The organism is Lactiplantibacillus xiangfangensis, assembly GCF_001438845.1.
In the GTDB taxonomy this organism is placed as follows: Bacteria; Bacillota; Bacilli; order Lactobacillales; family Lactobacillaceae; genus Lactiplantibacillus; species Lactiplantibacillus xiangfangensis.
In genome coordinates, this window is the sequence record NZ_JQCL01000103.1 from 225379 (window position 1) to 251387 (window position 26009).

The following is a 26009-nucleotide window of genomic DNA, read 5'->3' on the forward strand; positions in this document are numbered from 1 at the left end:
CGCGGTGCCAGACCGTACTTTGGCAGGCACCGTCCCCCCATAGCACACCAGGGTTGCCCGACAAAGCGAATACTTAGGAATAACTATCGCAACTGTTACGGTGTTAATAGCAATTTTAGACTTTTCAACCTTTAGTTAAATAACTAAAAGTTAAAAGTCATAAAAATCGGTAAACATGTCGCTTACATGCCGTCAAAATTCATTTAATTGAACGGCTGATATTGGAAAGCAATCCGGTCCGTTCGTGGTTGCCCCGGACGCAAGACGATGTTACCAAACCCAGTATGGTTGATGGCATCTGGAAGGGTCTGTGCTTCAACCGCAACTGCGTTATAGTCACCCCGCTGCTCCGCCGCGCTATCGAACGGATTGGCGGTAAAAATTACTAAGCCGTTCCGGTTTGAAAACACTTTAACTTGGTGATTACCGTTTGCATCCCCCAAGATAGCAATGGGTTGCCGCTCATCTGGCCGAACGACAAACGTCTCGTCGATTTCCTTTTTAGCCGTCATATTGACCACATCGTCTACGGCCACTTTCAACAACCGTGGACGGTTAAAATCAAAGGCCGTTCCCTTAACGGCAATCATTTCACCCGTGGGGACCTTTTGTTCGTCACAGACCAACCGTTGTTGACTATTAACTTGAAGTGACTGCTGAGCCAATGTGCACCGATCAATTGTCGTATTCCAATAAACGTGACTCGTTGGGTTGAATAACGTGGGCGCATCGGTCTTTCCCGTAAATTGAATCGTGACCCGATTACGGTTATCCAAACTGAACTTAATCACAACATCCAGGTTACCGGGGTACTGGTCAGTCGTACTCAAAATGTGTTTGGACAAGGTCACACTCACCGTCTCGTTTTCTTGCTCAAGCGCACCATCAAAATTAAGGGTGTTAAACCCGTGCGCTCCACCATGAATGGAAAAGCCCGTTCGGTTCATATCGACATGATAAGTTTTCTGATCAATTTTGAATTTTGCACCACTGAGTCTCCCTGCCACGCGGCCAATTGACTGTCCGACACAATAACCCACGCGCTGATAATCTGCAATCGAATCTAGTCCCCAAATCAACGGAACTTTTTGTCCCTTTTCATAAACGTTAAATGATTGCCAAATCCCACCATAACTTAGAATTGTAATTTCAGTCTTGGCGTCATTCGTTAACGTATACTGCGTGACTGTCTCACCATCAACGACTTCCACAATCTTTTGCTCCGTCTTCAACTTTCATCGCCCCTTATAACGTCTTAGTGATTTTAAAAAAAAGAAACCAATCACGTCATCGGCAACTGGTTTCTGAATTCACTTGATTACCGGCTTAATTCTCGCCCACTTCATCTTGGTAAGCCGCGTGTGCCTGCGTCAACCAATCTGCTGGTAACTCCTTTGTCGTCATCAAGTACTGATAGTCATACAAATTGGGTAGAAAAGGTAACTTTAGAAAAGCTTTGGTAAACGCATTGGCCGCAATCTCACTTGTCCGTAAGATCGTGCCGTAGCGTTGCCAACCAAATACTTTCGTTAACTTGACCTTGGCAAGCTGTTCATTAACGGGCGTGGCTTTTTCCATTTCCCAATAGTGGAAAAATTCATGTGCTAAGTGAATCTTCAACGCTTGATCATAAGATAACCCACCTGAACGCGCCAAATTTTCAATTGATTCTTTGTAATAAGTCACTTTTGCCGTATGGTTAGGCCCTTCTTCATATTGTGCTCGTAGTTTAGTTTTAAAGAGCTGACCCGATTTTTCGACCTTAACGATTTTAATACTCGCCTGCTCGTATAAACGCGTAATTGAGGCGGTCGATACTTGTGAAGCTGCTTCCTGACCAATTTCCAGCGCCTGAGTAATGTAACTCTTTCGTGCTTCAGGGGGAATCTTATTGAACAGCAGATCCTGTTTGAGCTCTAAATATCCTAAAAATTCATCTGAATATGCCATTAGTTTCCTCCTAAAGTTAGGTTACTTATAAGCAACGGCGATGAGGTGGTCGTCATCCTTCACCATTTCTAGTTCCACGTCGACAATTGACATTAATTGTTCAATCGTTTGCATCCCCGTCAAGTCTAGCATCTTTTCTTTGTAGAATAAGAAGACCTTGGGGATAGTCGCATTGGCATCCGAATACGTCGTGTGATCGTCAATAAATGGCACTAGCGCATCATCGACTTCGTTCTTCTTACAATGCAACGTAAACGTGTTCTTCTGTTTAAAACGAATCACACCTTCACGGTCAATGACACAACTGTCGGTCTTCTTACGCTTAAAGAACAACATGCCACTAACGGTCGTCGCGTTTAGCAGTTTCCAACGCCCCGTTTCACTATCTAAACCAACACTGTTGATATCGGCGCCAAGCGCATTAGCCGCTAATTCGCGGTACTGTTGTTCATCCAAAGCCGCTTCACTGAAATTCTTTTGCCGCAGTTCAGTTGCACCAGTTGCTACCGCCCGCACAACGTTGTGCTGTGCATCAATTTCAATGTTCACATCAACGGTATCTTCATTGGCACCAGATTGAGTAATCTTTTCGATAACGTCCGCCCGAATTTGCTTAATATCCTGGTCAGTTGGGTTAGTCAATGACCGTTCGATCTGTTCACGCACCATTGCTAAAGCGACCCCAATCGTTGAGATATATGGCGCATTTTTTGCGATTTTAAACTTATTTTTAAACGCTTCCGCTAATGGTGGCGTTACGATTGAAGCACTTCCGCCGCCACCAATAAAGGTAACCATGTGCGGATCAAGATCGTAATCCGCAATCAAATCTTGAATGGTTGGTGATAGCTTCGCAATGGCCCTGTCAACGACTTGGCGAGCCGCTTCCTTGCCCGTGATACCTAAATGCTGACCTAACGCCTCCCAAGCAATCGCATTACTCTCATCAATACCGTGCGCGTAATCGTCATCCGGCACGTAGCCTAATAAGTTAGCCGCGCCAGCAAGGGTGTACGAATACACTCCCTCATCCGTTTTAACAACGGCGTATTCCGCCGGGTCACTTGGACGTGGTGAAACGTATTCCACCGTCGGATGACTAAACTGATCTGCCGGTGTAAAGCATTCATAATCTAAGTTTGCAATGTGCGCACTCCGCGGACCAACGTCTACGATTTTGCCATCGGTAATTCGAACCATACTACCACCGGCAACACCTAGCGTCCGCACATCCAGTGAACGTAGGTAAGTCTTATGTCCACCAACCTGTGCGTATTTGATCATGACTTTCCCATTTTTAATAACAGAAATGTCCACACTGGTCCCACCGACTTCGAAGAAGATCCCATCACTCACTTTTTCGTACATCAGGGCACCGGCAACTCCCGCTGCTAGTCCTGAAAGCATCGTCAAGATTGGCCGTTTACGAACTTCATTGATACTCATGACACCGCCATCGCAGCGCATGATCATCAAATTACTTTTAATATTCGTATCAATGACCGCTTGTTCCGTCATGTTAGCAGTTTGCATCATCTTAGGAATTAACGACGCATTGATGACCGCCGTCCTTGTCCGCATTTTCAGCCCATATAATTCTGAGATTTCATGTCCACCAGTGGCGTACAGGCCCTTTTTCTGGGCAACATCGATCACCGCTAATTCATTAGTTGGGTCATCAACGCTGTACGCTTCACTGGCCACCATAACTTCACAGTTGTCCTTCTTTAAATCATCAATCGTGTCCGAAACAAGCTGTTCGGTCAACTTACCAGAATCAAGAAACCGGCTTTCCGTTTTGAGAAACTTTTTAGGTGCTAATTCGATTGGTGGCACCTTGGTTTCTTTTTGAGCACCTTTACCATCTAACCCGGTTCCCATGCCAATGATACCGACACTTGCAACGTCTCCTTCGAGTAACGCGTTGGTGGCTTGGGTCGTGCCATGAGCAATAAAAACAACGTCTTCAGGCGCAATGTGCCCTTTTGCTAGTAGTTCCTTAATAATTCGGACAATCCCAACGGCCACGCCTTCTTCGTGCGTCGTCGGAATTTTAATTTTGTTAACGATTTCATAAGTTTCGTCGTCAATGGCAACGGCATCCGTAAACGTCCCACCAACATCAATTCCAATTCTAACTTTTCTACCCATCAAGATCACCCTTTACTAATAAAGCATAAATGACGCAACAATCAGTCCAACAAAGGTTGAGGCTGCTAACCAGAACAACGTTTTCTTCAAAATATCATTAACATCCGTCTTGGTAAAATCAGCAACCCAGACGTTTTGTGAGTTAGTTGGGTCACAAACCGCTTGGACGTTACTATCTAACCGTAAGGCAACCATTGCGGCAACTGGGTTCATTCCACCAGCGACTAATAACGTTAAGATTCCTGAACCTAATCCCCAAACGTTTAACGGGCCACGATAAATCGCTAACGGTGATAATAATCCAAAAATCAGGATAAACATCAATTGGTTTTGTGGCACGATTAATTGAATGGCTGGTTTCAAGATTGCTGCAACTTGAGGTGCCATAACACTGTTGAGTAACATCCCAATTCCCATCATCAAACCAATCGCACCCGCAACATCTTGAATCCCTTCTACGGCAGCGCTGCTGACCACGTGCACTGGCTTTTTCGGTGTGCTTAAAATTAACGCTGCAATAATCCCGATAATAATAGAAATAACTAATGGCATCTTAAATGCAAACACGAGAACAACCGGAACAATTGGTGCAATTAAAGCAATCGAACGAACTTGCTTTGAGCCACCGCCCATGTTGCCGTTGGGCATTGCCCAGGCACGACGTTTTTTGCCGGAAAATTTGACGAAGAAAACAATCATTAAGATAGCAACGATAATGAGTGGAATCCCACAAATCCAAGACCATTTAGTAACCGTTGCGAGTGGTAATTTCAAAACATCAATATAAACGGCTAAAGTTGAAACTGAGAAAGTAACCCCAATCCCATTTGCTAGTAATAAGATAATCCCTGCAAGCGTGGGGGTTAATCCGGCTGAAATCATAATTGGAATAATAATGGTCCCAACTAAGATGACCATCCCTAAACCATTACTTGCGGCAAAGATAATGGAACAAACTGCAAGAAACCCTAGTGAAATTGCTAATGTCCGATCACCAGCCAATTCTGCGGCTTTTTTGATAATCGCTTCCGTAACACCAATTTTGCTCAAGACTTTCCCAAAAATTGACCCGAAGATCAATCCCGAAATAGCCGTGGACATTCGCATTGATCCGAGTTCCAACACATCTTTGGCAATGGTATATACCTTCTCATCACCTGAAATAACTGGGACCCCAGCAATCAGTGCCATAATAATCGCCATGATTGGCAGGGCTAGCAAAGTCGGTAATTTTCTGGCCATCATCAACGCAACCATGATGGCAAACACGGCAAGAATGCCGATAACTTGTACAGTTTCCATAGTACCCTCCAAAAAATTTATTTTTCGATATAACTGCCTTGTGCAATTAACGTTGTTTGTAACGCTTCCGTATCAATTGCCTGAACAGATTGACCGTGTTTAACAGCTTGAGCAGCCGCAGTTCCACAGGCTTGACCTAACGCCGTCATCGTTGGTGTGGTCCGAATCGCTGCTTGGGCTTCAAAACTTGCGGAAACACACCGTCCCGTCACTAATAAGTTGTTAAATTCATTCGTCACCATAATTTCATAGGGAATCTGGTAGTAACTGTCCATGACCTTACGATCAAAAGTCTGGCTAGTCATCTCACTGGCCGTCTTGGCATGTACCGATGAGGTTCCTTCCCCTTTAGGATTATGAATATCAATCGGATAACCATTATGGGCAATCGTCGACGCAAACTTCTTACTTTGAAGAACGTCATCCCCGGTTAAAACGTAGCGTCCTTTAATTTGCCGCGAGCCCCGAATTCCCACACTTGGTCCAGAGTAAGCAATTTTAGCATTTTGGAAGCCCGGAATATGATGGACTAAAAATTGATATAATTCCTGACACTGTTTTCGGCCAACCATTTCTGCGTGCGTTAAGCTCTTAGCATCAACCCCATTTTCATTAATAATCCGGGTTGTATTCAGAATAAATTCACCAGGGTTATTCGTTTCAAAGAAAAGAATGTCTTCACGCGGAATTGAAATCTCACCGTTGGCTTTGGCCTTTTTGAATTCATCGTTGAACCCAATAAAGGACAAATTGTGCACGTGTTTCATGACATTCAAGTCACGGTTAAGCCGTGGAAAGCGCGCGGGATCTTTTAGCACCGTCGCCCGGAGTTGCTCGGTATCGACCCCATATATTTTCAAATTCATCGTTAATGGTTGGGCTGCGTGGTCACTCTCCCGACCGTATTGGAATGGGACACCGCTCATGGTAGCCAAATCGGCATCCCCAGTTGCATCAATGAACACATCCGCAGTAATCGCTGATACGCCATCTTTATTTGTCACGTACAGTTTAGTAATTTGCTTATCTTGCTGCTCCGAACCTGTTAAATACGAGTGAAATAAAACGTCACATCCAGCCTCAGTTACCATCTGATCCAAAACGTATTTCAAACCTTCAGCATCAAACGGTGTGACGTAAGAGATATAGTTTGTTGAATCTAGCACATGTCCCGGTGAATAATGTCCTGCAACCAACCGATCAACGATTTCTTGACCAATACCTTTGATTACCTGCTTTTCACCCGCAAAAAACGTCATCATGGGACCAACTCCCATGGCAGTCAATGACCCGCCAAAGTAGCCGTGCTGATCAATAATTAATACTTTCGCACCATTGCGTGCAGCGGCAATTGCTGCACAGACGCCGGACACACCACCACCCATAACAACAACGTTATAGTGGCTTTCTTCTTTATTAATCTTAAGCATCGCTGAGCCTCCAAAGTTTGATTGTGTTAGCGCTTTCACAGTCTTAATATACAACACTTTCAATTTATGTCAACGTTTTTGAATATTTTTTTTAGTTTTTCTGACAGTTTCTGATTTTTTGAGAATTTTTTACAAACATCCTCGATTGAGATTGCCCCTGTTTAGGAGTACAATATGTAAGATAAACGCCGGTATAAAGGGAATTTAAAATACTTCATCAACAAATTAAGGGAATGAATACGATGCAATCTGCAGTAATTATGAAAATCTTGTCGTTGCAATCGAGTTTCACTGTCAGCGAGAACGACATTGCGCAGTTTGTGACACGTGAACCCGAGTCCGTTATTACGAGTACCATTACGGAATTAGCTAAAAAAATCAATACATCCGAAGCAAGTATTAATCGTTTTTGTAAGAAAATCGGTTATAAGGGATTTAATAGCTTTAAAGTCGCTTTAGCACAAAGTAACTTTCAACGTGAACAAACCACGCAATCCGCAACTCATGAAAGCAACACGATTGAAGAGATGTCGAGCGACTACCGTTCAATGATTATGAACACCTCTGCTATGTTAGAAATGAACACCATTCAAAAAGCAACTAAGCTCATCAAAACCGCCACCGTGGTCCACGTGATTGCGCTCTACACCACGTCTTTTGTGGCGCAGGAATTTTCATTTAAACTACGTCAATTAGGTATGAACGTCAGAGTTTATACGGAGATGCTTGAAGTCCAACTTGGTATGGCTAACATGGATAAAAACTCCGTTGTCATCGCAATCGTGCCATCAGTGGCCAGTCGTGACGTGATTTCATTTATTACGACTGCTAAGGAGCACAACGCAAACGTTGTATTGATTTCCGGTAACGATAGTACCGAAGTCAATGACTCCGTCGACGTAAAACTCATCGTTCCCGATCATATGTTGGCGCATAATCCACTCATCTTTTCTAACTCACTGATGTTTTCCTTCGTAACTGATATTCTAATCGCTGAACTAATCTCCAATGACAAGAATTTAAAACAACGCAAGCTGAATAGCGACACCATCATTAATTCATTTCAAAGTGCCAATAGCGGCTTGTTTGAACGCTATTAACCTAAAACAGGGAACGAAAGTCATCATTTTCATGACTTTCGTTCCCTGTTTTAGGTTTAATTTATTTCAGTAAATCTGCCGCCATGGCATAGTCCCCGACCGTAGCCGAGCCGTTATTTGGCACTTGTGACCGCACAATCAGTTCATCTAAGTCCGGTAACGCAACGTAGTTATTGTTCAACTGTTCCACGTATTTGCGAATCTTAGGCATTTCAGCATCGCTTAACACGGAACCCCCGAACACAATCTTTTCGGGTGCTAAATTCAAGTAAGTGTTGAAGGCCAACTGCGCAGCGTAGTAGCTGACGTAGTCAAACACGACGTTATCCCGTGACAAATCTTCACCACGTTGACCAGTTCTTTTCTCAATTGCTGGACCAGCGGCCATTCCTTCAAAGCACCGGTTACCATGGAACGGGCAAGCCCCTTCAAAGTGATCATCGGGATGCGGCACGACCATCGTATGCCCCATTTCCGCGTGGGCCCGACCGCCAATAAAATGGCCATCCTGAATGGCACCGCCACCAATTCCAGTCCCAATCGTGAAGTAAACTAACGAATGGTTAGCTTCACCGGCACCGACCCGATATTCGCCATAAGCTGACGCGTTAACGTCCGTGGTAAACGCAATCGGCACATTCAGGGCCGCTTTTAACGTCCCCACGATGTCTGCGCCCTGCCATCCTTTTTTAGGTGTAGCAAGGACGTGGCCGTACGTTGCTGAATCCTTGCGAATGTCAATCGGACCAAACGAGCCAATTCCTAACGCATCGACAGGGTGAGCTTCAAAAAACGCCACACATTTTCCTAAGGTTTCTTCAGGCGTCGTCGTCGCAATGCGGGCACGCTCCTGCGTCTGCATCGTTTCGTCTGCGACCGCTACCACAAACTTAGTTCCGCCAGCTTCAATACTACCCAATCTTTTATTCATCTACTCATAACTCCTCTTGATTTCGTTTGAATGCGATTACATTATAGCATTTCAGAAATTACCAGTCATCCCGAAAAAAGTAGCCACTTTACTTTTAGCAGTTAAGTCTGTGATATCAGCGACAACCAGACTAAGTTTTATCTTTAATAACTAGAGGTTGAAAGTTAAATTTATGAATTGGTTATTGTTATATCAGTATTTAAACTAATACAAATTAACTACTTGTGAGTGAGTCCGGTTATCCAAATCACAATAGTAAATCTGTTTTGAGCGCAGTCGGATAGTCTTGGTGTGCTGTGTCGGCAAGATTGGCAGACGTTTTTTATCTGCCAATCTTGCGGGGCGATTCAAAGACGTGGGCTGGCGGCTTTGAATCGAGGTCGCAGACCGTAGTGTGGCTGCGGCCGTCCCCCATAGCACACCGAGGCTATCCGACGGAGCGGATAATTTAGAAATAACTATCACTACTATTACGATGTTAATAGCAACTTTAGACTTTTCAACCTTGAGCTTTATAACTAAAAGAACCAGCAACTCATCGATTGAGTTGCTGGTTCTATTAAGCTTATTGCATGTGTAATAAGCCCATCTTTTCCATTGTTTCAGCAATTTGTACGGAGTTCCATGCGGCACCCTTTAACATGTTGTCCGAAACATCCCACATCTGGAAGGCTTGTGGCGTTTCTTGATCTGGACGAATCCGACCAACGAAAGTATCGCGGGAACCTTCAGCATCGTGAGCTTGTGGATAAATTTGATGATCAGGATCGTCTTGTAATACGATGCCCGGAGCTTTTGCCAAAACATCTTGAATGTCTTTGACCGTTGCTTTAGGATCTTCAACTTCAAAGTAAATTGATTCTGAGTGCGCTACAGGAACGGGAATCCGTACACAAGTAGCGGTTACTTTGATGTCTTTACTATCCATATCATCTAACATGATCTTTTTGGTTTCGTGAATCATCTTCCACTCTTCATGAGTGTAGCCATCTTCTTCAAACACGTCGATTTGTGGTAGCGCGTTAAAAGCAATTGGGTAGTGTTTCTTGTCGCCAGAGACTGGTAAGATATGGGCTTCCATATCCTTGCCATCAAGGTAAGCTTGCGTTTCATCACGCAATTCCTTTAAGGCCCGGTTTCCAGCACCACTAACGGCTTGATAAGTTGAGACAATGACCCGTTTCAGCCCAAAGGCCTTGCGGATCGGTTCGAGAGCAACCACCATTTGGATCGTTGAGCAGTTCGGGTTAGCCACAATACCGTGGTGTGCCTTTAATGCTTCTGGGTTAACTTCAGGAACGACCAATGGAATTTCCGGATCCATCCGGAAAGCACTGGTATTATCAACAACTACCGCCCCCCGTTTAACAGCTTCTGGGGCAAACTTTTTCGATACGGAGCCACCCGCTGAGAAAAGGGCCAAATCAATTCCTTCAAATGATTCGGGAACCGTTTCTTCAACAGTTAAAGGTTGACCGTTGAATTGCAATTGTTTCCCTGCTGAACGACTTGATGCCAATAGCTTAACCGAATTGACTGGTAAACTTGTTTGTTCCACCATTTTGATCATCCGTGCACCAACTGCACCGGTTGCACCGACAATCGCGACGTTATATCCACTCACTATGAAGACCTCGCTTTGATAGTTATTGAAACATTATTATAGCACGATTTTAAAAATTAGAAAACAATGAGTCAATTTAATTATAAATTACTAATGTCAATTAACATAGACTTGGACCCATCCGGCGTATACTAAAGGCAATCAAGAAAGTGAGGGAATACGATGTGCACTAGCCTAACTTATACGGATACTACCGGTCAGCCGTACTTTGCCCGAACCATGGACTTCCCCACCACGACGCCTTGGCGACCGATCTTTTTGCCACGCGGTTATTCTTGGCCCACCGGGTTAAGTTTTACGCGTCAAACCCGTTACGCCATCTTGGGGGGTGGTCGGTTACCGCAAAATTTTGCTAGCTGCTTAATGGCTGACGGTATCAACGAAGCCGGTCTCGCTTGCGCCGAGTTATACTTGCCACACGCCGTTCATTACCACTCGGATGAACAACCAGGGACCGTTAACTTAACCCCGCAAGGATTTATTAACTGGGTTCTCGGTGAACATACTAGCGTCACTGATGTCTTAACTGACCTTGCCAACGTCACTTTGGTCGCCAAACTTTGGGGTGGTGACGACCAAGTTTATCCCTTCCACTGGTCGCTTTGCGATCGCAGTGGCCACAGCGTCGTGATTGAACCAACTACCAAACTACTGACCGCACAAGTTAACCCCAGTGGCGTTTTAACCAATACACCCGTGCTGGCACGCCATTTAGCGAATCTGAACCACTATTTAGGCGTCACTGGCTCCCAGTTTTCAGCGACCACCGTTAGCGCCGCCAAAAATTGGTTAAAGCAACAACGTCCCCTACCAACCGGGCCACTCCCGACGGACCGCTTCATTCGCACAGCGATTCACCGCTTAGGAACCGCCACACTTACGCCAGAGCAAGTCAAACCAACTTTACTTTCCTGGTTAGCGGAAGTTAGCCTACCCTACGTTCCTGAACGGGAATCACTCAGTCATAATTACACTCATTACCGTAGTATTATCGATTTGCAAGCAACGACCTATCACTTTATGCCCCGCCATTCAGCTCAAGTTCGCACCATCCCATTGACGAAAACCATGAGCACAACTTGGCACGTCCCATTCATTTACCGGGCAAACTAGTGTCGTTGCTTCAAAAAGTGATCAAATTCAGTATTAATTGTTTGGCGAACACGGGTATCTTCTAGATCCGCCTTCGTCATTTTTTGATCGCCAGTGACCCGACTAACGACCTGTAGATAACCAAATAAAACCTGACTCGGATCCATGTGGTACTGACTTGCCAACGAGACGGCCAAATCATAACGATCCGGCCCCATCAGTGCAGAATAATCCATTTGTGTACATCCCCTTAAATTCGTAAGTTGATTGGTCTAACCAAGAGAACAATCTTTGTAAGTAATTATTTCAGTTTGTTTAAACCTAATAGCGTTTTAGAATAGCATAATTCGGATTAAATTACTGGAATTAGTCTCGGCCACCAAACCAACCACTCAAATCCCCGCACAATATGGTAAGATTATCTTAATAATAGTAAATATATTGTGGGAGAATCAGGACGAATGCGAAAGTTATTAAAGCCTAAATTTTTATTTTTATTTTTCTGGATTATTGCAGTGTTTGCAAGCATTGCAGTTCTACCAAATCTCGAATCATTTTTAACCCATCAAGAAGTTCGCACGACTCAATCGGGAGCGACTAGTAAACAGCAAATACGCTGGGGACACGGTCTAGCGAACACTCAATCACTTACCCTGGTCTTTAATAATCCCGGCGGCAAACTAACAGCTTATCAGAAATCCCAAGTCAGCAAAACACTTTCTAACCTCAATTTAAAAGCTGACTATTATGGCATCAAACAGTTACGTACGAATCAGATGATGACCAATGATAAGAAGTTACTAACCGCCAGCGACGGTTCAACTGAGATTGCCGTTGCCGCAGTTAAGTCGAGTGCGGAAAACTTACCAATCGTTGCTGAACAGATTAATAATGCCATCACCGTTTCAGGGCTCAATACGGCCGTGACCAATCCGCAATTGGTTGCACGCGCACACACTAGACAACGCGTCCGCGAAGTCATCAGCGCCTACCTCATTGGTAGTGCCGTGATGCTACTAGTATTAGGCTTTATTTTCCGCTCACTACTGGTTCCCCTCATCAATTTGTTAACGCAAGTGATCGTCTTAATCACGTCAACGAGTCTGGTGACTAACGCGCAAACCACTTGGCACCTCCCATTTTCAACCGAAAGTGTCGTACTAATTAGCCTGGTCAGCTTGCTAGTCACCAGCCTACTGACTTGGTCCTTCATGCGCGACTACTGGGCTGAAGACGTCCTTGCCGATGGTGATAAGGTCAGTCTGGCAACCATGGCGATTCAATATAAACGTTGGTTAGTTGTCCTATTACCCTTAGCCATTATTGCGCTCGTGCTTGGACAGACGAGTTGGCTATCACTAGCGTCAGCTTGGACGTTAGCCATCACCCTAGTCATAGCTGCCCTAGCGACCCCGACTCTCAACTACGCTTTTACTGCCTTACTTGGCGAAAGTATTTACTGGCCCGGGACGCGGGCTTGGCGACCACGTGCCAAAAACCTATGGGGACAATTCGCTCGCCTTAGTCACTGGCAACCCATCCTAGGGTTACTCGCCGCTGCAATTTTAATCGTTCCCGGATTATTAATGGCTAAAGTCCAATACGCGGACGATAATTTACGGCCAACTCATCAGGACCAACTCTCTTCTGCAGAACTAGGCCAACAAATTCTAACCGCTCATTTTGGCAATGGTGCCGCTGAGCCAATCGTCGTTACGATTCACAACGCGAAACCCATGACGACGCAAACAAACTTACAGGCGCTAGATGCCTTAACCACCAAACTTCAAGTGGTTAAAAACGTTGCCCGGGTCGTTTCAGTGACTCAACCAACTGGCCATCGCCTCAGTCCGTTTTACGTTAAAAATCAAATTGCCCTGATCAACGCCGACTTAGCTGGTAAGCAAGTCACGGTTACCGGTCTTCAAAAAACGATTGCAGCTAACCAGCAAGCCTTACAACAGGCTGAAACCAAGCAACATGCAAAGTCGGTTGACAAGCTGTCCGATCGTTTAAATAACGTCGCCACGACCAATGACGACCTGCTAGAACAGATTGCCGACTTGAATGATAAGTTGGCAGAACCGGCATCGACACCTAGCCATACTAGTCGCATTAATCGGTCATTTAACAAGTTAGATCGTTTAAATAGCCGCATGACTCGCCAACTTAACGGGCTGGTCGATCAACAAAATACGGTCGCTGAACAGGCTGGGCGCGCCAATCAAAAGGTTCGCAAAGTCAATAAATCTTTAAAGAAAACGACGCAGTCCCTTCAGACACTGCTGGCTTCACTTAAAGTCACGAGTACTTACCTTACCGGACTGTCCAACAGTCAAATTGGTCAAAGTTTTTATTTGCTAGCTAATGGTCATCTCAACGACGACTACCAAAATAGTCTCTTTACCAACGTCAGCAGCGATCAACACACGACGCAATTGACCATTACACTGAGCACTTCGCCAACTAGCGCAACGAGTTTAAAGACCATGAAAACTATTAAACAAGTGGTCAAGCACGGTTTATCCGCGACAACGTTAAGCCACGCAACGTTCACCACCAGTGGCGTCACGAGTCAACAAGCTGCTCATCACCAGCTGATTTCAAAGCACGGCTTGACGTGGACCATTCTAAGTCTAGCCATCATTGCGATTTGTCTCTGGTTAACCCTGAGTTCGTTTACGTTAAGTGCCTTACTCACAACCGGGTTAACCCTGCTACTCATTGCAAGCTGGGGTTGGACACAGTTGATTATGACCACTTGGTTTAACAACGGTCCCCTCAGTAGCAGTGTCTTCCTCTGGGGCGTTGGGTTATTAAGTCTCCATTGGTTGAGTCTCACCCTGATGACCGTCCATCGTAAACACTGGCTTCAACATTTCGATGACGCACAGTTACTTCGCCACTTCTACTTGTCTGGTCAATCCGTTTGGCCACTAACGCTTTTTGAACTAAGTTACTTGCTACCATTACTGTTAATGTCTGACGCCAACTTACACGCGTGGGCCGTTATGGGACTAGTTGGTATCACCATCAGCAACCTCGTGGTACCACTCGTATTACCAGGTCTAATCACTTGGACCGTCCGGCCACCAAAAGGACTCAAGAATTGGTTAATAAAACACCATATTTTAACGGCTAAATAATATATAAAAAGAATGGATGACTGCGTTTCGAAGACGTAGTCACCCATTCTTTTTTGCTATCTAACGTTCACTCATCACTAACAATCTTCAAATTAATTAGAACGCCGACGGTAGAAATGTAACCCCAACGCAACTAGAATTCCTGCCAAAACTAGGCCTAGAGCTGCATATAACCGTTGTGGTTGCTCATTAGTCTGCGGTAGCGTCGTCATTGAAGAACCCGTGCCTGGTTTAGTACCAGTTCCGGGTTGTCCAGGTTGATTGGATGACGAACTACCACCGTTTGCACCATTACTGCCGTTACCTTGATTCGAAGACCCTGGCGCCGTGACATTAGGATGTCCTGGTGTTGGCGTTTCGGTCCCCGGATTTTCAGGAGCAGGCGTACCCGTTCCAGGTTTTTCTGGTTCAGTGACACCGGGTTCTTCAGGGGTCCCAGGTTCTGGCTTCCCTGGTTCTTCCGGTGTTCCCGGTTCTTCAGGCGTCCCAGGTTCTGGCTTCCCTGGCTCTTCTGGTGTACCCGGTTCCTCACCACCACTCGTTTCCGGTTCATCGGTTGCTTTAACAGCCACCGCCGCCGTTTGACCAGCAGTAATCGTAAATGGTAATGGCGCGGAAGATAAGTCGTAGTTTGTTGGCGCTTTCGTTTCAACAAATTGATAGTCACCAGGTGTCAGACCATCTACCGTTAACTGTCCTTGCTCATCAGTTGTGAGGCCGCTTTTGATAACCGTCCCCGTCGCGTCCTTTAAGTCGTACACTGCACCGGCTAAAGCCTTGCCATCAGTCGCATCGGTCTTATTCAGTACGACCGATCCCGTTTCTGGTTCCACCGGTGTCTTCGTATCACCTTGACTAACTTGAACTGGTGTTGCGGTATCCTGTGCCGCGATGGTGAACTTGATTGGCGTACTGTCAAGCTCGTAACCAGCTGGCGCTTTCGTTTCAACAAACTGGTAGTCACCAGGTACTAAATCGCTGATAGCGATCTCACCATTGGCATCAGTCGTCAATCCGGATTGAATCACCTCACCGGTCGCATCTTGTAACTCATACTCAGCACCACTTAACTTAGCCTTGGTCTCAGCATCTTGTTTACTAAAAATAACTTTCCCGACGGGGTCACCGGCACCGATATCGTTGCCATTATCACCATTACCAGTACCACTGCCACCGTAGCTAACGTTGCCGCTAACAGTTGAGCCATTCATCGTGGCCGTATTAGTCCAGTTACTGCTTCCACTTGAAACATTGCTTAACTTGCTGTTGTAAACCATGTTGACCGCAGTGGTGACATTGCTAAAAGTAAACGTGAGGTTGCTACCATTGACGCTCACTTCCGGTGTAATGGTGCCACTTTGAACAAAGTTTCCCGCGTCATTATAAGTACCAGTGTAAGCAATCACTGACCCTGGCACAAACGTCTGATTGGGACTCAACGTATCCTTGACCACAACCGTACCAAGACTTTGGTTTTCAGGATTAAAGGCAACGTTCCACGTCAATTTTGAAGGTAACCCGTTGTTATCATACCCACTAATCCAACCTATCTTGTTAACGATCCAACCATAGTGAACGTCTGAATCCGACGTCCCCTTTGCATAAAATTCTAGCGTCCCCGACCGATTAGTTCCAGTCTGAGATAAGACGTTATTAAACGTAATCGTCCCCGTTGTCTGTCCAGCTTTGATCACAAAGTTCCCGACCGTTTGACCGTTATTGTCAACGATTGGAAAACTCAGATCAACCGGTGCAATCGCACCATTTGGCAGTTCAACCGTTGCAGTGTCACCGCTCGCAATCGGTTGGCCGTCACGAATGGACCAATCATACTTAACCGTATAATCTTCCCATTTGCTTAGCGAACCTGTATCCGAAACCACCGTCCCATGGCGGTCAGTAACAACTGCACTACTGCCAGTTAGCCCATTGGCGGGGATTTCAGCCGCTTTGGCGACCCGTCCCAATGCTAGAACCGTCGTAAAAACTGTCAACAGACCAAGGAGGACTGCAAACAATCTGACTCGCATCTTTTACTCCCCCATTCTCTCGTTCACCGCTATTTACCAAACGACCTTTTGTTAACGTAGCAACGATGATAACTATAGACTAGCACCACCGCTACTTTAACAAAGTCAACAATATACCCAACCGTTCACAGTTGTATACCAATAAGCTTGCTTGGATAGTTTTCCAAACAAATTCGCCCGTTAACAAAAAAAATAAGCACCCACCCAAAATGGTCCAAAGGGGGCTTCAAACACGCGTTGCGACCATGATAATCGCAAGGGTTTGGGACAAACTAAAAAAGTCATTCAGAAAATTTCTGAATGACTTTTCCTATTATTAGGTCCGCAACGTGAACCCTTGCATCCCCGTTTATAACGTATACTGCATGGCTTGGTGCTTCAAACCAGCTTCCATAAAGATGGGGCCAACTGCTTGAAACCCTAAATGCGCATAAAACTGCTGCGCGGTCACTTGGGCACCTAGTTCAAGCTGCTGATAGCCTTGCGTGCGAGCATCACTGATTAGCCGTTTAATCAAAGCACCCGCATACCCGTGTCCCCGCGCGGTCTTTAAGGTCGCCACCCGTTGAATATGTCCCGTGGTTGCATCATTGGGCGTGATCCGGGCTGTGGCAACGGCGTGCCCTTGGTCATCGTATAAAACGTAGTGCCACGTTGCGGGCGTAACCGTATCTAACTCTAGGTTAGGATCAATGCCCTGTTCTTTAATAAAAACCGCCTTACGAATCATGATTGCATCCGCGTAGACCGCCGAACTCGTTTGATTGCTTTGCTTAATCTCCATACCTTTAGACCACCTTTTAATGAAATTGAGCTTAACCGTTTTGCGTGCCAACGTCAACTGCCCATTTAACGCATTCTTAAAGATGTTAGCGATTGCGAGGTGGTGACTTATGTTAAAATGATTTGATGACTGCTATTTGAGTCATATCCAAATTTCTCGCAAATGAGGTCTTTACACATGCTTACCAAACTCCGTCAACACCTCAATACGCGGATTGGCTTCTTTTGGCTACTAGTTATTTTATTTTGGGCCAAAACACTTTTTGCGTATTTAGCTGAATTTTCATTAGGCGTTTCGGATATCCTGCAAGTCTTCTTGATGCTAGTCAATCCAATTGCTATTACGGTGTTTCTCTTTAGTCTGGCGTTTTACATTCGTAAAACCGGTTACTACTATTACATCCTCTTATTGATTGATGCTTTAGATACCGTTTTACTGTATGCCAACGTTATCTACTACCGCGAATTTACCGACTTTATGACCGTCAGTACCATCACCGGTTACTCTAAGGTTAATCAGGGCTTAACCGGTTCTTCACTGGCGCTGACCAATTGGTACGACTTCATTTATTGGGCTGATATTTTAATTATGCTGGCCCTATTTATCTTTCATCGGATCAAACACGACGACCGACCGATTCCTAAGCGAACCGCTTTTGCCTTCACTTCGGTGGCCATCGCCGGTTTCGGGTTAAACCTGACCTTAGCAGAATCCAACCGTCCCCAGCTATTAACGCGGACCTTTGACCGTAACTACATTGTCAAATACTTGGGACTTGATGCCTTCACCGTTTACGACGGGATCAAGGATGAGCAAACCAACCACCAACGTGCCAGCGCAAAGAAATCTGAGCTGGACACCGTCAAAGAATTCACGGAATCACACTACGCCGCTCCGAACGCGAAAATGTACGGTATCGCTAAGGGCAAAAACGTTATCGTGATTCACTTGGAAAGCTTCCAGCAATTCCTCATTGATAAAAGAATCAATGGTAAGGAAGTCACGCCATTCTTGAATAAGCTCTACCACAGTAATTCGACTTACGCCTTTAAGAACTTTTTCCACCAAGTCGGCCAAGGAAAAACTAGTGATGCCGAAAACATGCTAGAAACGAGTACTTACGGGCTATCGACTGGGTCACTGTTCTCACAGTTGGGCTCAGACAATACGTTCCAAGCGGCCCCCGCAATCTTGAATCAACGGGCCAAGTACTCCTCCGCCGTTTTCCACGGGAACGTGGCTAGTTTTTGGAACCGGAATAACACTTATAAAAATATGGGTTATCAGTACTTCTTCGACGCCAGTTACTTCGATACGACTGGTGACAAATCAACTGGGTACGGTTTGAAGGATAAGTTACTCTTCAAGAACTCCGTTGAGTACTTAGAACGGCTGCAACAACCGTTCTACGTTAAGTACATTACGGTCACCAACCACTTCCCATTCACGATGGATAAAGAAGATACTGATTTTAAGACGACCGATACTAGTGATTCTGCCATCAACGGCTATTTCCAAACTGCCCACTACTTAGACCAATCAGTGCACGAATTCTATAACTACCTGAAAAAAACTGGTCTGTTAAAGAATTCAATGATTGTCTTGTATGGGGACCACTACGGCCTCTCCAACAGCGAAAATGAAACGTTAGCGCCCATTTTAGGTAAATCAGCGAGTGACTGGACCTCGTACGACAACGCCCAGTTACAGCGGGTGCCATTCATGGTTAACATTCCGGGCACGACCGGGGGTAAAATCGAATCAACATACGGTGGTGAAATTGACGTCTTGCCAACCATCTTGCATTTGCTAGGAATTTCTAGCAAGCGCTACATTCAATTTGGGACCGACCTATTCTCTAAGGATCACGATCAAACGGTCGCATTCCGAAACCGCGACTTCGTTACACCTAAGTACACCGTTCTCAATGATAAAATTTATAGTAACGAGACGGGTGAACAAATCGACGCGACGGAAGAAGTCCAAAAACAGGTCGACGCTGATCAGAAAAAGGTGAACAAGGAACTGAGTCTCTCAGACTCCTTAAACAATAAGAACTTGCTACGTTTTTACACACCAAAGGGCTTCAAAAAAGTCGACGCAGCAAAATACAACTACGCTGACGGCCTTGAAAAAGAAATCGAACTTCAGAACAAGTTGAAGAACGGTTCCACTAGTCTCTACTCGAAGTACGGCAACAAGTCGACTGAGTCGTTGTACCGCACGGATGCACCAGAAGACAGTCATAAGAAGACTGATTCAACGCGGATCAAGATCACCAATCCTGATGACAACGATACTTCAGCTACTTCTAGCAGTAGTTCCAAATAAATAGTCTAAAAACAGTTCAACACTTAGATTGAAAGTCCCGCGCAGAAATTTAAAATTTCTGCGCGGGACTTTTGCTTTATTATCAGACATAGCGAACTGCCCGGTCTGGCACCTCAATTCGCAACCCCGCTCAATCGTAGTTAATGCTAAACTATAAATAAATCTATTTAAGGGGGCTCAATCAATGGGCGCTTGGCGTTTTTGGTGGGATGGTACCCGCCGCTTTTGGAAAAACTGGGGCAGCTACGTTGCTTTGATTTTTGGCACGAACTTAGTCATCAGCTACCTCGCAATTCCGTTTTTCAACTGGGCACTAGAACTACTGCTCAAATCTCAAGGGGTCACGTACGTTTCGTATACTAACCTTGGGCATATTATCATCCGGTACCCGTTAGCGGCGGTCGGGATGATAATTATTTTACTTGCTCTTATTATTCTAGTTTACTGGCAATTTGCCTTTCTGCTACTTGGCATCATGAACATCTTTCGGGGACGGCCGCAAACCGTGGTCGCCGTTTTACGTGAGACGTTTTCTAGTCTTCACGATACGTCGATCAGTACCTTTCTCTTTTTCATCGGCTACTTTATTGTCATTTTGCCATTTGGAAGTTTCATCTTCACGACCCCACTGCTAAATAAGGCCCAGATTCCAGCCTTCATTGTCAGCTACCTGCTGGATAACCCGTGGATGGCAGTTGGCCTAGCAGTCTTCTATCTGGGCGCCGGTTACATCGGAATTCGGTTGATTACACTGTTACCCCTGATGATTATCGACCAATTACCTTGGAAATCAGCTGTGGCGCGCAGTTGGTCCCAAACGCGTCACAAAACACTACGCTACCTCTGGTACATGCTCGTGATTTTAATTATGGTCACGCTAGTCGTTTCATTACTTTACGCCACTATCTACGCTGCCCAACTGGCACTGGATAAAACGGCTTGGGCCATGGCAGCGGCCACCGTTAACCTGTTCATCATGGAGAGCGTCACCGAGATCATCATCTGCTACACAACGGCCATCTTTATGATGCTGATCATTGCCTGCTATCGACAAGACTTCACGATTCTCCGACAACGGCCTTTCCACTTTAACGAAGCGCCCCGTTTGCGACGTTTCACACGCAGTAGCGTCATCGTCGGACTAGTCCTTGCTAGTGGTCTATTGGTGGCTTTTAACCTAATCTACTTGAACGGGCTAGCCATTACCAAGCCACTCATTATTTCCCACCGGGGTGTCGACGACGGCAACGGCGTTCAAAACACGATTCCAGCACTCGTTAAGACAAGTCAGTTGCATCCCGATTACGTTGAAATGGACGTCCAAGTCACGAAGGACCATCAATTTGTCGTGATGCACGACCCGAACTTAAAAACGCTAGCGGGCATTAAAAAGAAACCTGGAAAATTAACGCTTAAACAGTTGGAAAAAATTACCGTCCGTGAAAACGGCTACGCAGCTAAAATTCCAAGCTTTGATGCGTATCTAAAGGCTGCTCATCAGCGCCATCAAAAACTGTTGGTCGAAATCAAAACCAGTTCGGTCTACACCAGGGCCGACACGCAACGTTTTATTGACCGTTACGGTAAAACACTTATCGCCCATCACGATCAAGTTCACACGTTGAGCTACCGGGTCATGAGCGACCTGAAACACTTAGACAAGCAACAATTTGTGAGCTACATTTTGCCGTATAACCTGACATTCCCACATACCGATGCTAACGGCTACACCATGGAAGTGACAACACTCAATGATCGCTTCGTGGATAAAGCCGAGCGTTATCACAAAGCCGTTTACGCTTGGGACATTGATGATACCGACCAAATGGATCAGATGATGTTCATGGGCGTCACTGCGGTCATTACGGACAACCTCCATGAAATGCAAACAGAGGCTAAGACCAACACTGAAAATCCTAGTTACGCGAAGTTACTGTTGACCTTTATGAACGAGCTCAGTCTGACGAGTAATGACTAGGTATTTTTCATAATATTTGCTCCGTCGGGAAGCCCTGGTATGCTATCAGTGTCAACCAGATTAGGTTCATAAAAAAGGTCCTTATCATCAGCAACGAACTGATGATAAGGACCTTTTTCAATCTAATGGTGCGCGTTTTTCTCAAATAATGTTGTGCTGTGTAACGGACTGCGGCGTTCTGGATATAGCCGCATCATTAACTGGTTGACCGCGTTCGGTGCTTCACCGAAGCCACTGGCAATCAAACCTAACTTCCCAGGATAGGTTACCGTATCCCCAATGGCCGTAATTCCGGGAACATCCGTATTCATCTCGGTATCGACATCAAACAGATGGTTCGTCATGGTTGGCACAACGTCCCAATTTCGAATCACCTTATTATCCGCGATAAACCCATAATTAACGATCAAATCGTCCACGGCTAACGTTTCCTCTGCGGTTCCCCGGACTTCTTTCATACTCAAGTTAAGTTGCCCCGATGGTGTTTCAGCGAGCGCTTTAATCAAAAATGGGGTCTTGATTTCAACGGACGACGCCTTCAACAGGTCGACGCTGTGCTCCATTCCCCGGAACTGATTGCGCCGGTGCATGATGTACACTTTTTTAGCTACCTTTTCCAACATCAAAGCCATGTCGATGGCCGAATCACCACCACCGGCAACTAACACCGTTTGGTCCTTAAACTTATCCAGACTAGGAATATGATAAAATAGCTGACTGCCCTCAAAGTCACCGGCATTATCGACTGCTAAGCGCCGGGGTTCAAACGCCCCGCTCCCGGTCGCAACAATAATCGCCTTCGTATGTGAAACCGTCCCGTTGACGGTCGTGACCGTAAAGTCACCCATGGCGCCACTCACATTGACCACCGCACTACTTAGTGCGACATCAATTGGGAATTGCTTCATTTGGCTCGCCAATTGGCTAACCAAATCGGTCGCCTTAATGGCTGGGTACCCCGCAACATCGTGAATCATTTTTTCCGGGTAGAGGGCTTGGACTTGCCCACCCAACGTTGGAAGACTCTCTAATAACTGGACCCGCGCATTGCGCATCCCTGCATAAAAGGCTGCAAACATCCCAACGGGACCGCCGCCAATAATGGTCAAATCATATTCTGCACTCATGCTTTCACTACTTCCTAATCGTTTATTCGTTGGCTTAATTTTAGAGGATTCACTAAGGTTTTGCAAAACCAATTTCCCAATTTTCAACTATAATGGGTTTAGAAAGGAAAGTGATCGTGTGCGACGCTCTAAAATTATAACTTGTATGGCAATCGTCAGTGCGGCCGTTGTCACTCTGAGTGGTGCTTATTGGCAGTGGCGCTTGACACCCCTAAAACACGTTCAAGTCCAATCAACTAACATTCCGACCGTCTTCGTTGCCGGCGACTATGCGAAGGCCTTCTCAACTAACGGCTTCGTTCACCGACTGAGTGCGACCCACTTAATGACCCGGGCTTTGATGGTACACGTTGCTAAAAACGGGCACGTCGTCGTTAAACAGTTCGCGCCACTACGGCACAACCCGACCATTCAAGTCGTTTTTGCCGATAATCACCATTCCAAACGCCAAGCGCGGCAACTGGCGACCGTTATGCACCTACTTAATCAGCGTTACCACGTCCAGCAATTCAACGCGGTCGGCCATTCCTCTGGGGGCAACATCATTTTCGATTACTTGACCGCTAACCATCAGGAAGCTCAACCACACATCCAGCGCTTCGTCTCCATTGGGACCAACTATCCAAACGCCGCGCTGCAGCTTAAGCACTTGCCGCAACAAACTAAGATTCTAAACATCGCCGGCCAAATTTGGCGGACATCGGGTGACGGCGAAGTCCAATTAAATGGCATCCTCGCCTTTAGCAAGTTATTGACCGCCCATCACTTTGAAATTCAAACTAAAATCATTCACGGCAACCCGCTACGGACTGAACACTCGATGCTGCATATCAACCCGACCGTTGATGCTCAACTAGCAACTTTTCTATACGGTACTTCGAATTCTTAAATATAATCATCATTTTATCAATAGCTACGGAGATCACCTTGATCTTGCGTAGTTATTTTTTGTCCCTAATTAAAGGTTGAAAATTCTAAAATTGTTATCATCACCATAACAGTAACAATAGTCATTCCTAAATTATCCGCTCCGTCGGATAGCCCTGGTGTGCTATGGGGGACGGTCCCAGCCAAAGTGCTGTCTGCGGCCTCGATTCAAAGCCGACAGCCCACGTCTTTGAATCGCCCCGCAAAATTGGTAGATAAAAACCACCTGCCAATTTTGCCGACACAGCACACCAAGGCTATCCGACTGCGCTCAAAACAGTCCTACTATTGTGATTTGGATAATCGGAGGTTGTCACTGATGATATCAGTCGTGAAGGTGGCCTTAACCGGTGATTTTCCGGTCTTAGGCCACGGACGGTCCGGGGCAATTGCGTTTTTTGCAAGTGTTCCGGGCGAGGGGCTAGACCGCTCCCCAGGCTAGGCCCGGTCCCACGACCACATATCATCAGTGGCAACCGGACTAGCTTATACAAGTAGCTAATCCCCACCGATTGTCCAACAGAAACGACAATAGTAAAACTAATTTTAGCGCAGTCAGATAGCCTCACGTTTGACTACCTGACAAACGATTATTACGACTAAACCATCCCACGCTAACCATGTTAGATTAGCCTCGTTCGCCACTCCCAACGGCAATCCCGTTGTTTTTGACGCGAATTCATTTTAAAGATGGTGATAAGTATGACTTCACGGCCCATTTCAAACCGACAATTTCAACGTTTTACGACAACAACGCAAGCGACCACACACGTTCGTCATAATCAGCGCGCGGCTAGTAACTTAGCCCAGACTGATCAAAAGCAACGCGTCTTACGGCAACACCACACGCTAGTATTGCAAAAAAGCGATCACCACGTTTTACGTGGCAATCGCAGTATGACTCTGACGACTAAACATCACTAACTGATGTTAGGTCCATTTAAGTTCAGTTAAACGCGCTCTTTCAATTAGAACGTCTTTAACTGAACTTTTTTTGATACCTGGCTAGCTTGTTTAAGAATCTAAACTAACTATGTTAAAGGCAGCTAATCCTTTTCATGATCAAGTTTATTAAGGGCCCGCTTCAAAACATCTTGCGCGTCAGCGTCTAGCGACGGGTAAGCTAATGGTAATTCCCCCATCCGCTGATTGATGATTTCTGAAACGCAGAGACGCGAGTACCACTTGCTATCAGACGGAATCACGTACCACGGCACTGATTTTGACGCCGTTTGTGTAATTGCATCTTCATAGACCCGTTGGTAGTCGTCCCAGTATTTCCGTTCCCGGACATCAGCTGCTGAGAACTTCCAATTGTGACTTGGAATCTCAATCCGGCGAATAAACCGTTGCTTCTGTTCCGCCTTCGACATGTGGAGGAAGAATTTCAACACAAGGTACCCATTACGTTGCAAGTATTCTTCAAAATATTTTAGATCCTCAAACCGTTGCTCAAAGAAGGCGTCGTCCACTTGTTCTGGCTTTTGAATATCCCCAATGTGGGCGTTCAGAATAATCTCCGGGTGCACGCGGCTGACCAAAACGTCCTCGTAATAGGACCGGTTAAAAATGCCAATCATCCCTCGCTTCGGGACCTGGTCGTGGATACGCCACAAATAATCATGGGCGAGTTCGCGACTACTTGGTTGTTTAAACGACGTGACTTGGCAGCCCTGAGGATTGACCCCACTCATGATATGCGCAATCATACTATCTTTGCCCGCAGCGTCCATGGCTTGAAAAATAATCAAGACGCCACGCCGGTCTTGTGCGTATAGTTTGCCCTGTAACTCCGTTAATTGCTTAATATTTTTCGCAATCTCCGCTTTAATGGCCTTTTCGTCCGTGTACTTTTCATCTGGCGCCGTCGCTAATTTTGTTAGCCCTAACGTTTTCTTACCCGTATACCGATATTCTTTTTCAAAATTCACTGCCTGAACTTCCCTTCATCACCGGTTGATCATTGGCGTAGTCAATTAATCAATTTACTTTGACTGTAAGTATAAGGCAGCGATTACATTTTGACCAGTCATTCCCCGGTTTCATAATCCGAACAATTGCTAGTTTTATCCGCTTGGTAATTCGCAGTCAACCGTTGTCACAGCC

Annotated in this window: 19 protein-coding genes; 7 read left to right on the forward strand and 12 right to left on the reverse strand. The window is 45.6% G+C overall.

Annotated features, from left to right (window positions below; genetic code table 11):
- Window positions 1-203 precede the first annotated feature (203 nt).
- From IV64_RS13675 to IV64_RS13695, 5 genes are all read right to left on the reverse strand, one after another.
- Window positions 204-1232: an aldose epimerase family protein gene (locus tag IV64_RS13675; RefSeq protein ID WP_057707920.1), complete on the reverse strand. Its 1029-nt coding sequence runs from the start codon at window positions 1230-1232 to the stop codon at window positions 204-206.
- A 94-nt stretch (window positions 1233-1326) separates the two neighbouring features.
- A complete protein-coding gene (locus IV64_RS13680; RefSeq protein ID WP_057707922.1) occupies window positions 1327-1950 on the reverse strand; it encodes a hypothetical protein in 624 nt (207 codons plus the stop codon).
- 21 nt (window positions 1951-1971) lie between these two features.
- Window positions 1972-4101, reverse strand: coding sequence for a hydantoinase/oxoprolinase family protein (locus IV64_RS13685; protein ID WP_057707924.1), 2130 nt, complete (start codon window positions 4099-4101; stop codon window positions 1972-1974).
- A 15-nt stretch (window positions 4102-4116) separates the two neighbouring features.
- A complete protein-coding gene (locus IV64_RS13690; RefSeq protein WP_057707926.1) occupies window positions 4117-5403 on the reverse strand; it encodes a citrate transporter in 1287 nt (428 codons plus the stop codon).
- A gap of 17 nt (window positions 5404-5420) precedes the next feature.
- Window positions 5421-6833, reverse strand: coding sequence for an FAD-dependent oxidoreductase (locus tag IV64_RS13695; protein WP_057707928.1), 1413 nt, complete (start codon window positions 6831-6833; stop codon window positions 5421-5423).
- A 242-nt stretch (window positions 6834-7075) separates the two neighbouring features.
- Here IV64_RS13695 and IV64_RS13700 point away from each other — a divergent pair, with 242 nt between their 5' ends.
- A complete protein-coding gene (locus tag IV64_RS13700) occupies window positions 7076-7933 on the forward strand; it encodes a MurR/RpiR family transcriptional regulator (RefSeq protein WP_057707930.1) in 858 nt (285 codons plus the stop codon).
- Between the two features lie 61 nt (window positions 7934-7994).
- On the opposite strand, the gene IV64_RS13705 is transcribed toward IV64_RS13700, so the two are convergent.
- Together IV64_RS13705 and IV64_RS13710 are read right to left on the reverse strand one after the other, a co-directional pair.
- Window positions 7995-8864: an ROK family protein gene (locus tag IV64_RS13705; protein ID WP_057707931.1), complete on the reverse strand. Its 870-nt coding sequence runs from the start codon at window positions 8862-8864 to the stop codon at window positions 7995-7997.
- 565 nt (window positions 8865-9429) lie between these two features.
- Window positions 9430-10488, reverse strand: a complete 1059-nt coding sequence (locus tag IV64_RS13710; RefSeq protein WP_057707933.1) for an aspartate-semialdehyde dehydrogenase — start codon at window positions 10486-10488, stop codon at window positions 9430-9432.
- A 162-nt stretch (window positions 10489-10650) separates the two neighbouring features.
- Here IV64_RS13710 and IV64_RS13715 point away from each other — a divergent pair, with 162 nt between their 5' ends.
- A complete protein-coding gene (locus IV64_RS13715; RefSeq protein WP_057707935.1) occupies window positions 10651-11601 on the forward strand; it encodes a linear amide C-N hydrolase in 951 nt (316 codons plus the stop codon).
- On the opposite strand, the gene IV64_RS13720 is transcribed toward IV64_RS13715, so the two are convergent.
- The gene (locus IV64_RS13720; protein WP_057707937.1) at window positions 11598-11816 is read right to left on the reverse strand and encodes a hypothetical protein; all 219 of its coding nucleotides are present in this window, start codon (window positions 11814-11816) and stop codon (window positions 11598-11600) included. The genes IV64_RS13715 and IV64_RS13720 overlap by 4 nt on opposite strands.
- A gap of 225 nt (window positions 11817-12041) precedes the next feature.
- On the opposite strand from IV64_RS13720, the gene IV64_RS13725 reads away from it, so the two are divergent.
- Entirely contained in the window at window positions 12042-14726 is a 2685-nt protein-coding gene (locus IV64_RS13725) for an MMPL family transporter (protein WP_057707939.1), read from the forward strand.
- A 92-nt stretch (window positions 14727-14818) separates the two neighbouring features.
- On the opposite strand, the gene IV64_RS13730 is transcribed toward IV64_RS13725, so the two are convergent.
- Together IV64_RS13730 and IV64_RS13735 are read right to left on the reverse strand one after the other, a co-directional pair.
- On the reverse strand, window positions 14819-16756 hold the full coding sequence (locus IV64_RS13730) for an LPXTG cell wall anchor domain-containing protein (protein ID WP_057707941.1): 1938 nt from the start codon (window positions 16754-16756) through the stop codon (window positions 14819-14821).
- A 349-nt stretch (window positions 16757-17105) separates the two neighbouring features.
- On the reverse strand, window positions 17106-17540 hold the full coding sequence (locus IV64_RS13735; RefSeq protein ID WP_057707942.1) for a GNAT family N-acetyltransferase: 435 nt from the start codon (window positions 17538-17540) through the stop codon (window positions 17106-17108).
- Window positions 17541-17717: 177 nt separating this feature from the next.
- Between IV64_RS13735 and IV64_RS13740 the strand changes: the two genes are divergently transcribed.
- Both IV64_RS13740 and IV64_RS13745 read left to right on the forward strand, forming a co-directional pair.
- Window positions 17718-19871, forward strand: a complete 2154-nt coding sequence (locus IV64_RS13740) for an LTA synthase family protein (protein WP_057707944.1) — start codon at window positions 17718-17720, stop codon at window positions 19869-19871.
- A 184-nt stretch (window positions 19872-20055) separates the two neighbouring features.
- Complete coding sequence (locus IV64_RS13745) at window positions 20056-21849, forward strand: glycerophosphoryl diester phosphodiesterase membrane domain-containing protein (protein WP_057707946.1); 1794 nt, start codon at window positions 20056-20058, stop codon at window positions 21847-21849.
- A 122-nt stretch (window positions 21850-21971) separates the two neighbouring features.
- Here IV64_RS13745 and IV64_RS13750 read toward each other — a convergent pair whose 3' ends face one another.
- Window positions 21972-22976: an NAD(P)/FAD-dependent oxidoreductase gene (locus tag IV64_RS13750; protein WP_057707948.1), complete on the reverse strand. Its 1005-nt coding sequence runs from the start codon at window positions 22974-22976 to the stop codon at window positions 21972-21974.
- A gap of 118 nt (window positions 22977-23094) precedes the next feature.
- Here IV64_RS13750 and IV64_RS13755 point away from each other — a divergent pair, with 118 nt between their 5' ends.
- Both IV64_RS13755 and IV64_RS13760 read left to right on the forward strand, forming a co-directional pair.
- Complete coding sequence (locus tag IV64_RS13755; protein ID WP_057707950.1) at window positions 23095-23865, forward strand: alpha/beta hydrolase; 771 nt, start codon at window positions 23095-23097, stop codon at window positions 23863-23865.
- A 740-nt stretch (window positions 23866-24605) separates the two neighbouring features.
- Window positions 24606-24827, forward strand: a complete 222-nt coding sequence (locus tag IV64_RS13760) for a hypothetical protein (protein WP_057707953.1) — start codon at window positions 24606-24608, stop codon at window positions 24825-24827.
- 122 nt (window positions 24828-24949) lie between these two features.
- Here IV64_RS13760 and IV64_RS13765 read toward each other — a convergent pair whose 3' ends face one another.
- Complete coding sequence (locus IV64_RS13765) at window positions 24950-25834, reverse strand: polyphosphate kinase 2 family protein (RefSeq protein WP_057707955.1); 885 nt, start codon at window positions 25832-25834, stop codon at window positions 24950-24952.
- Window positions 25835-26009: the final 175 nt, after the last annotated feature.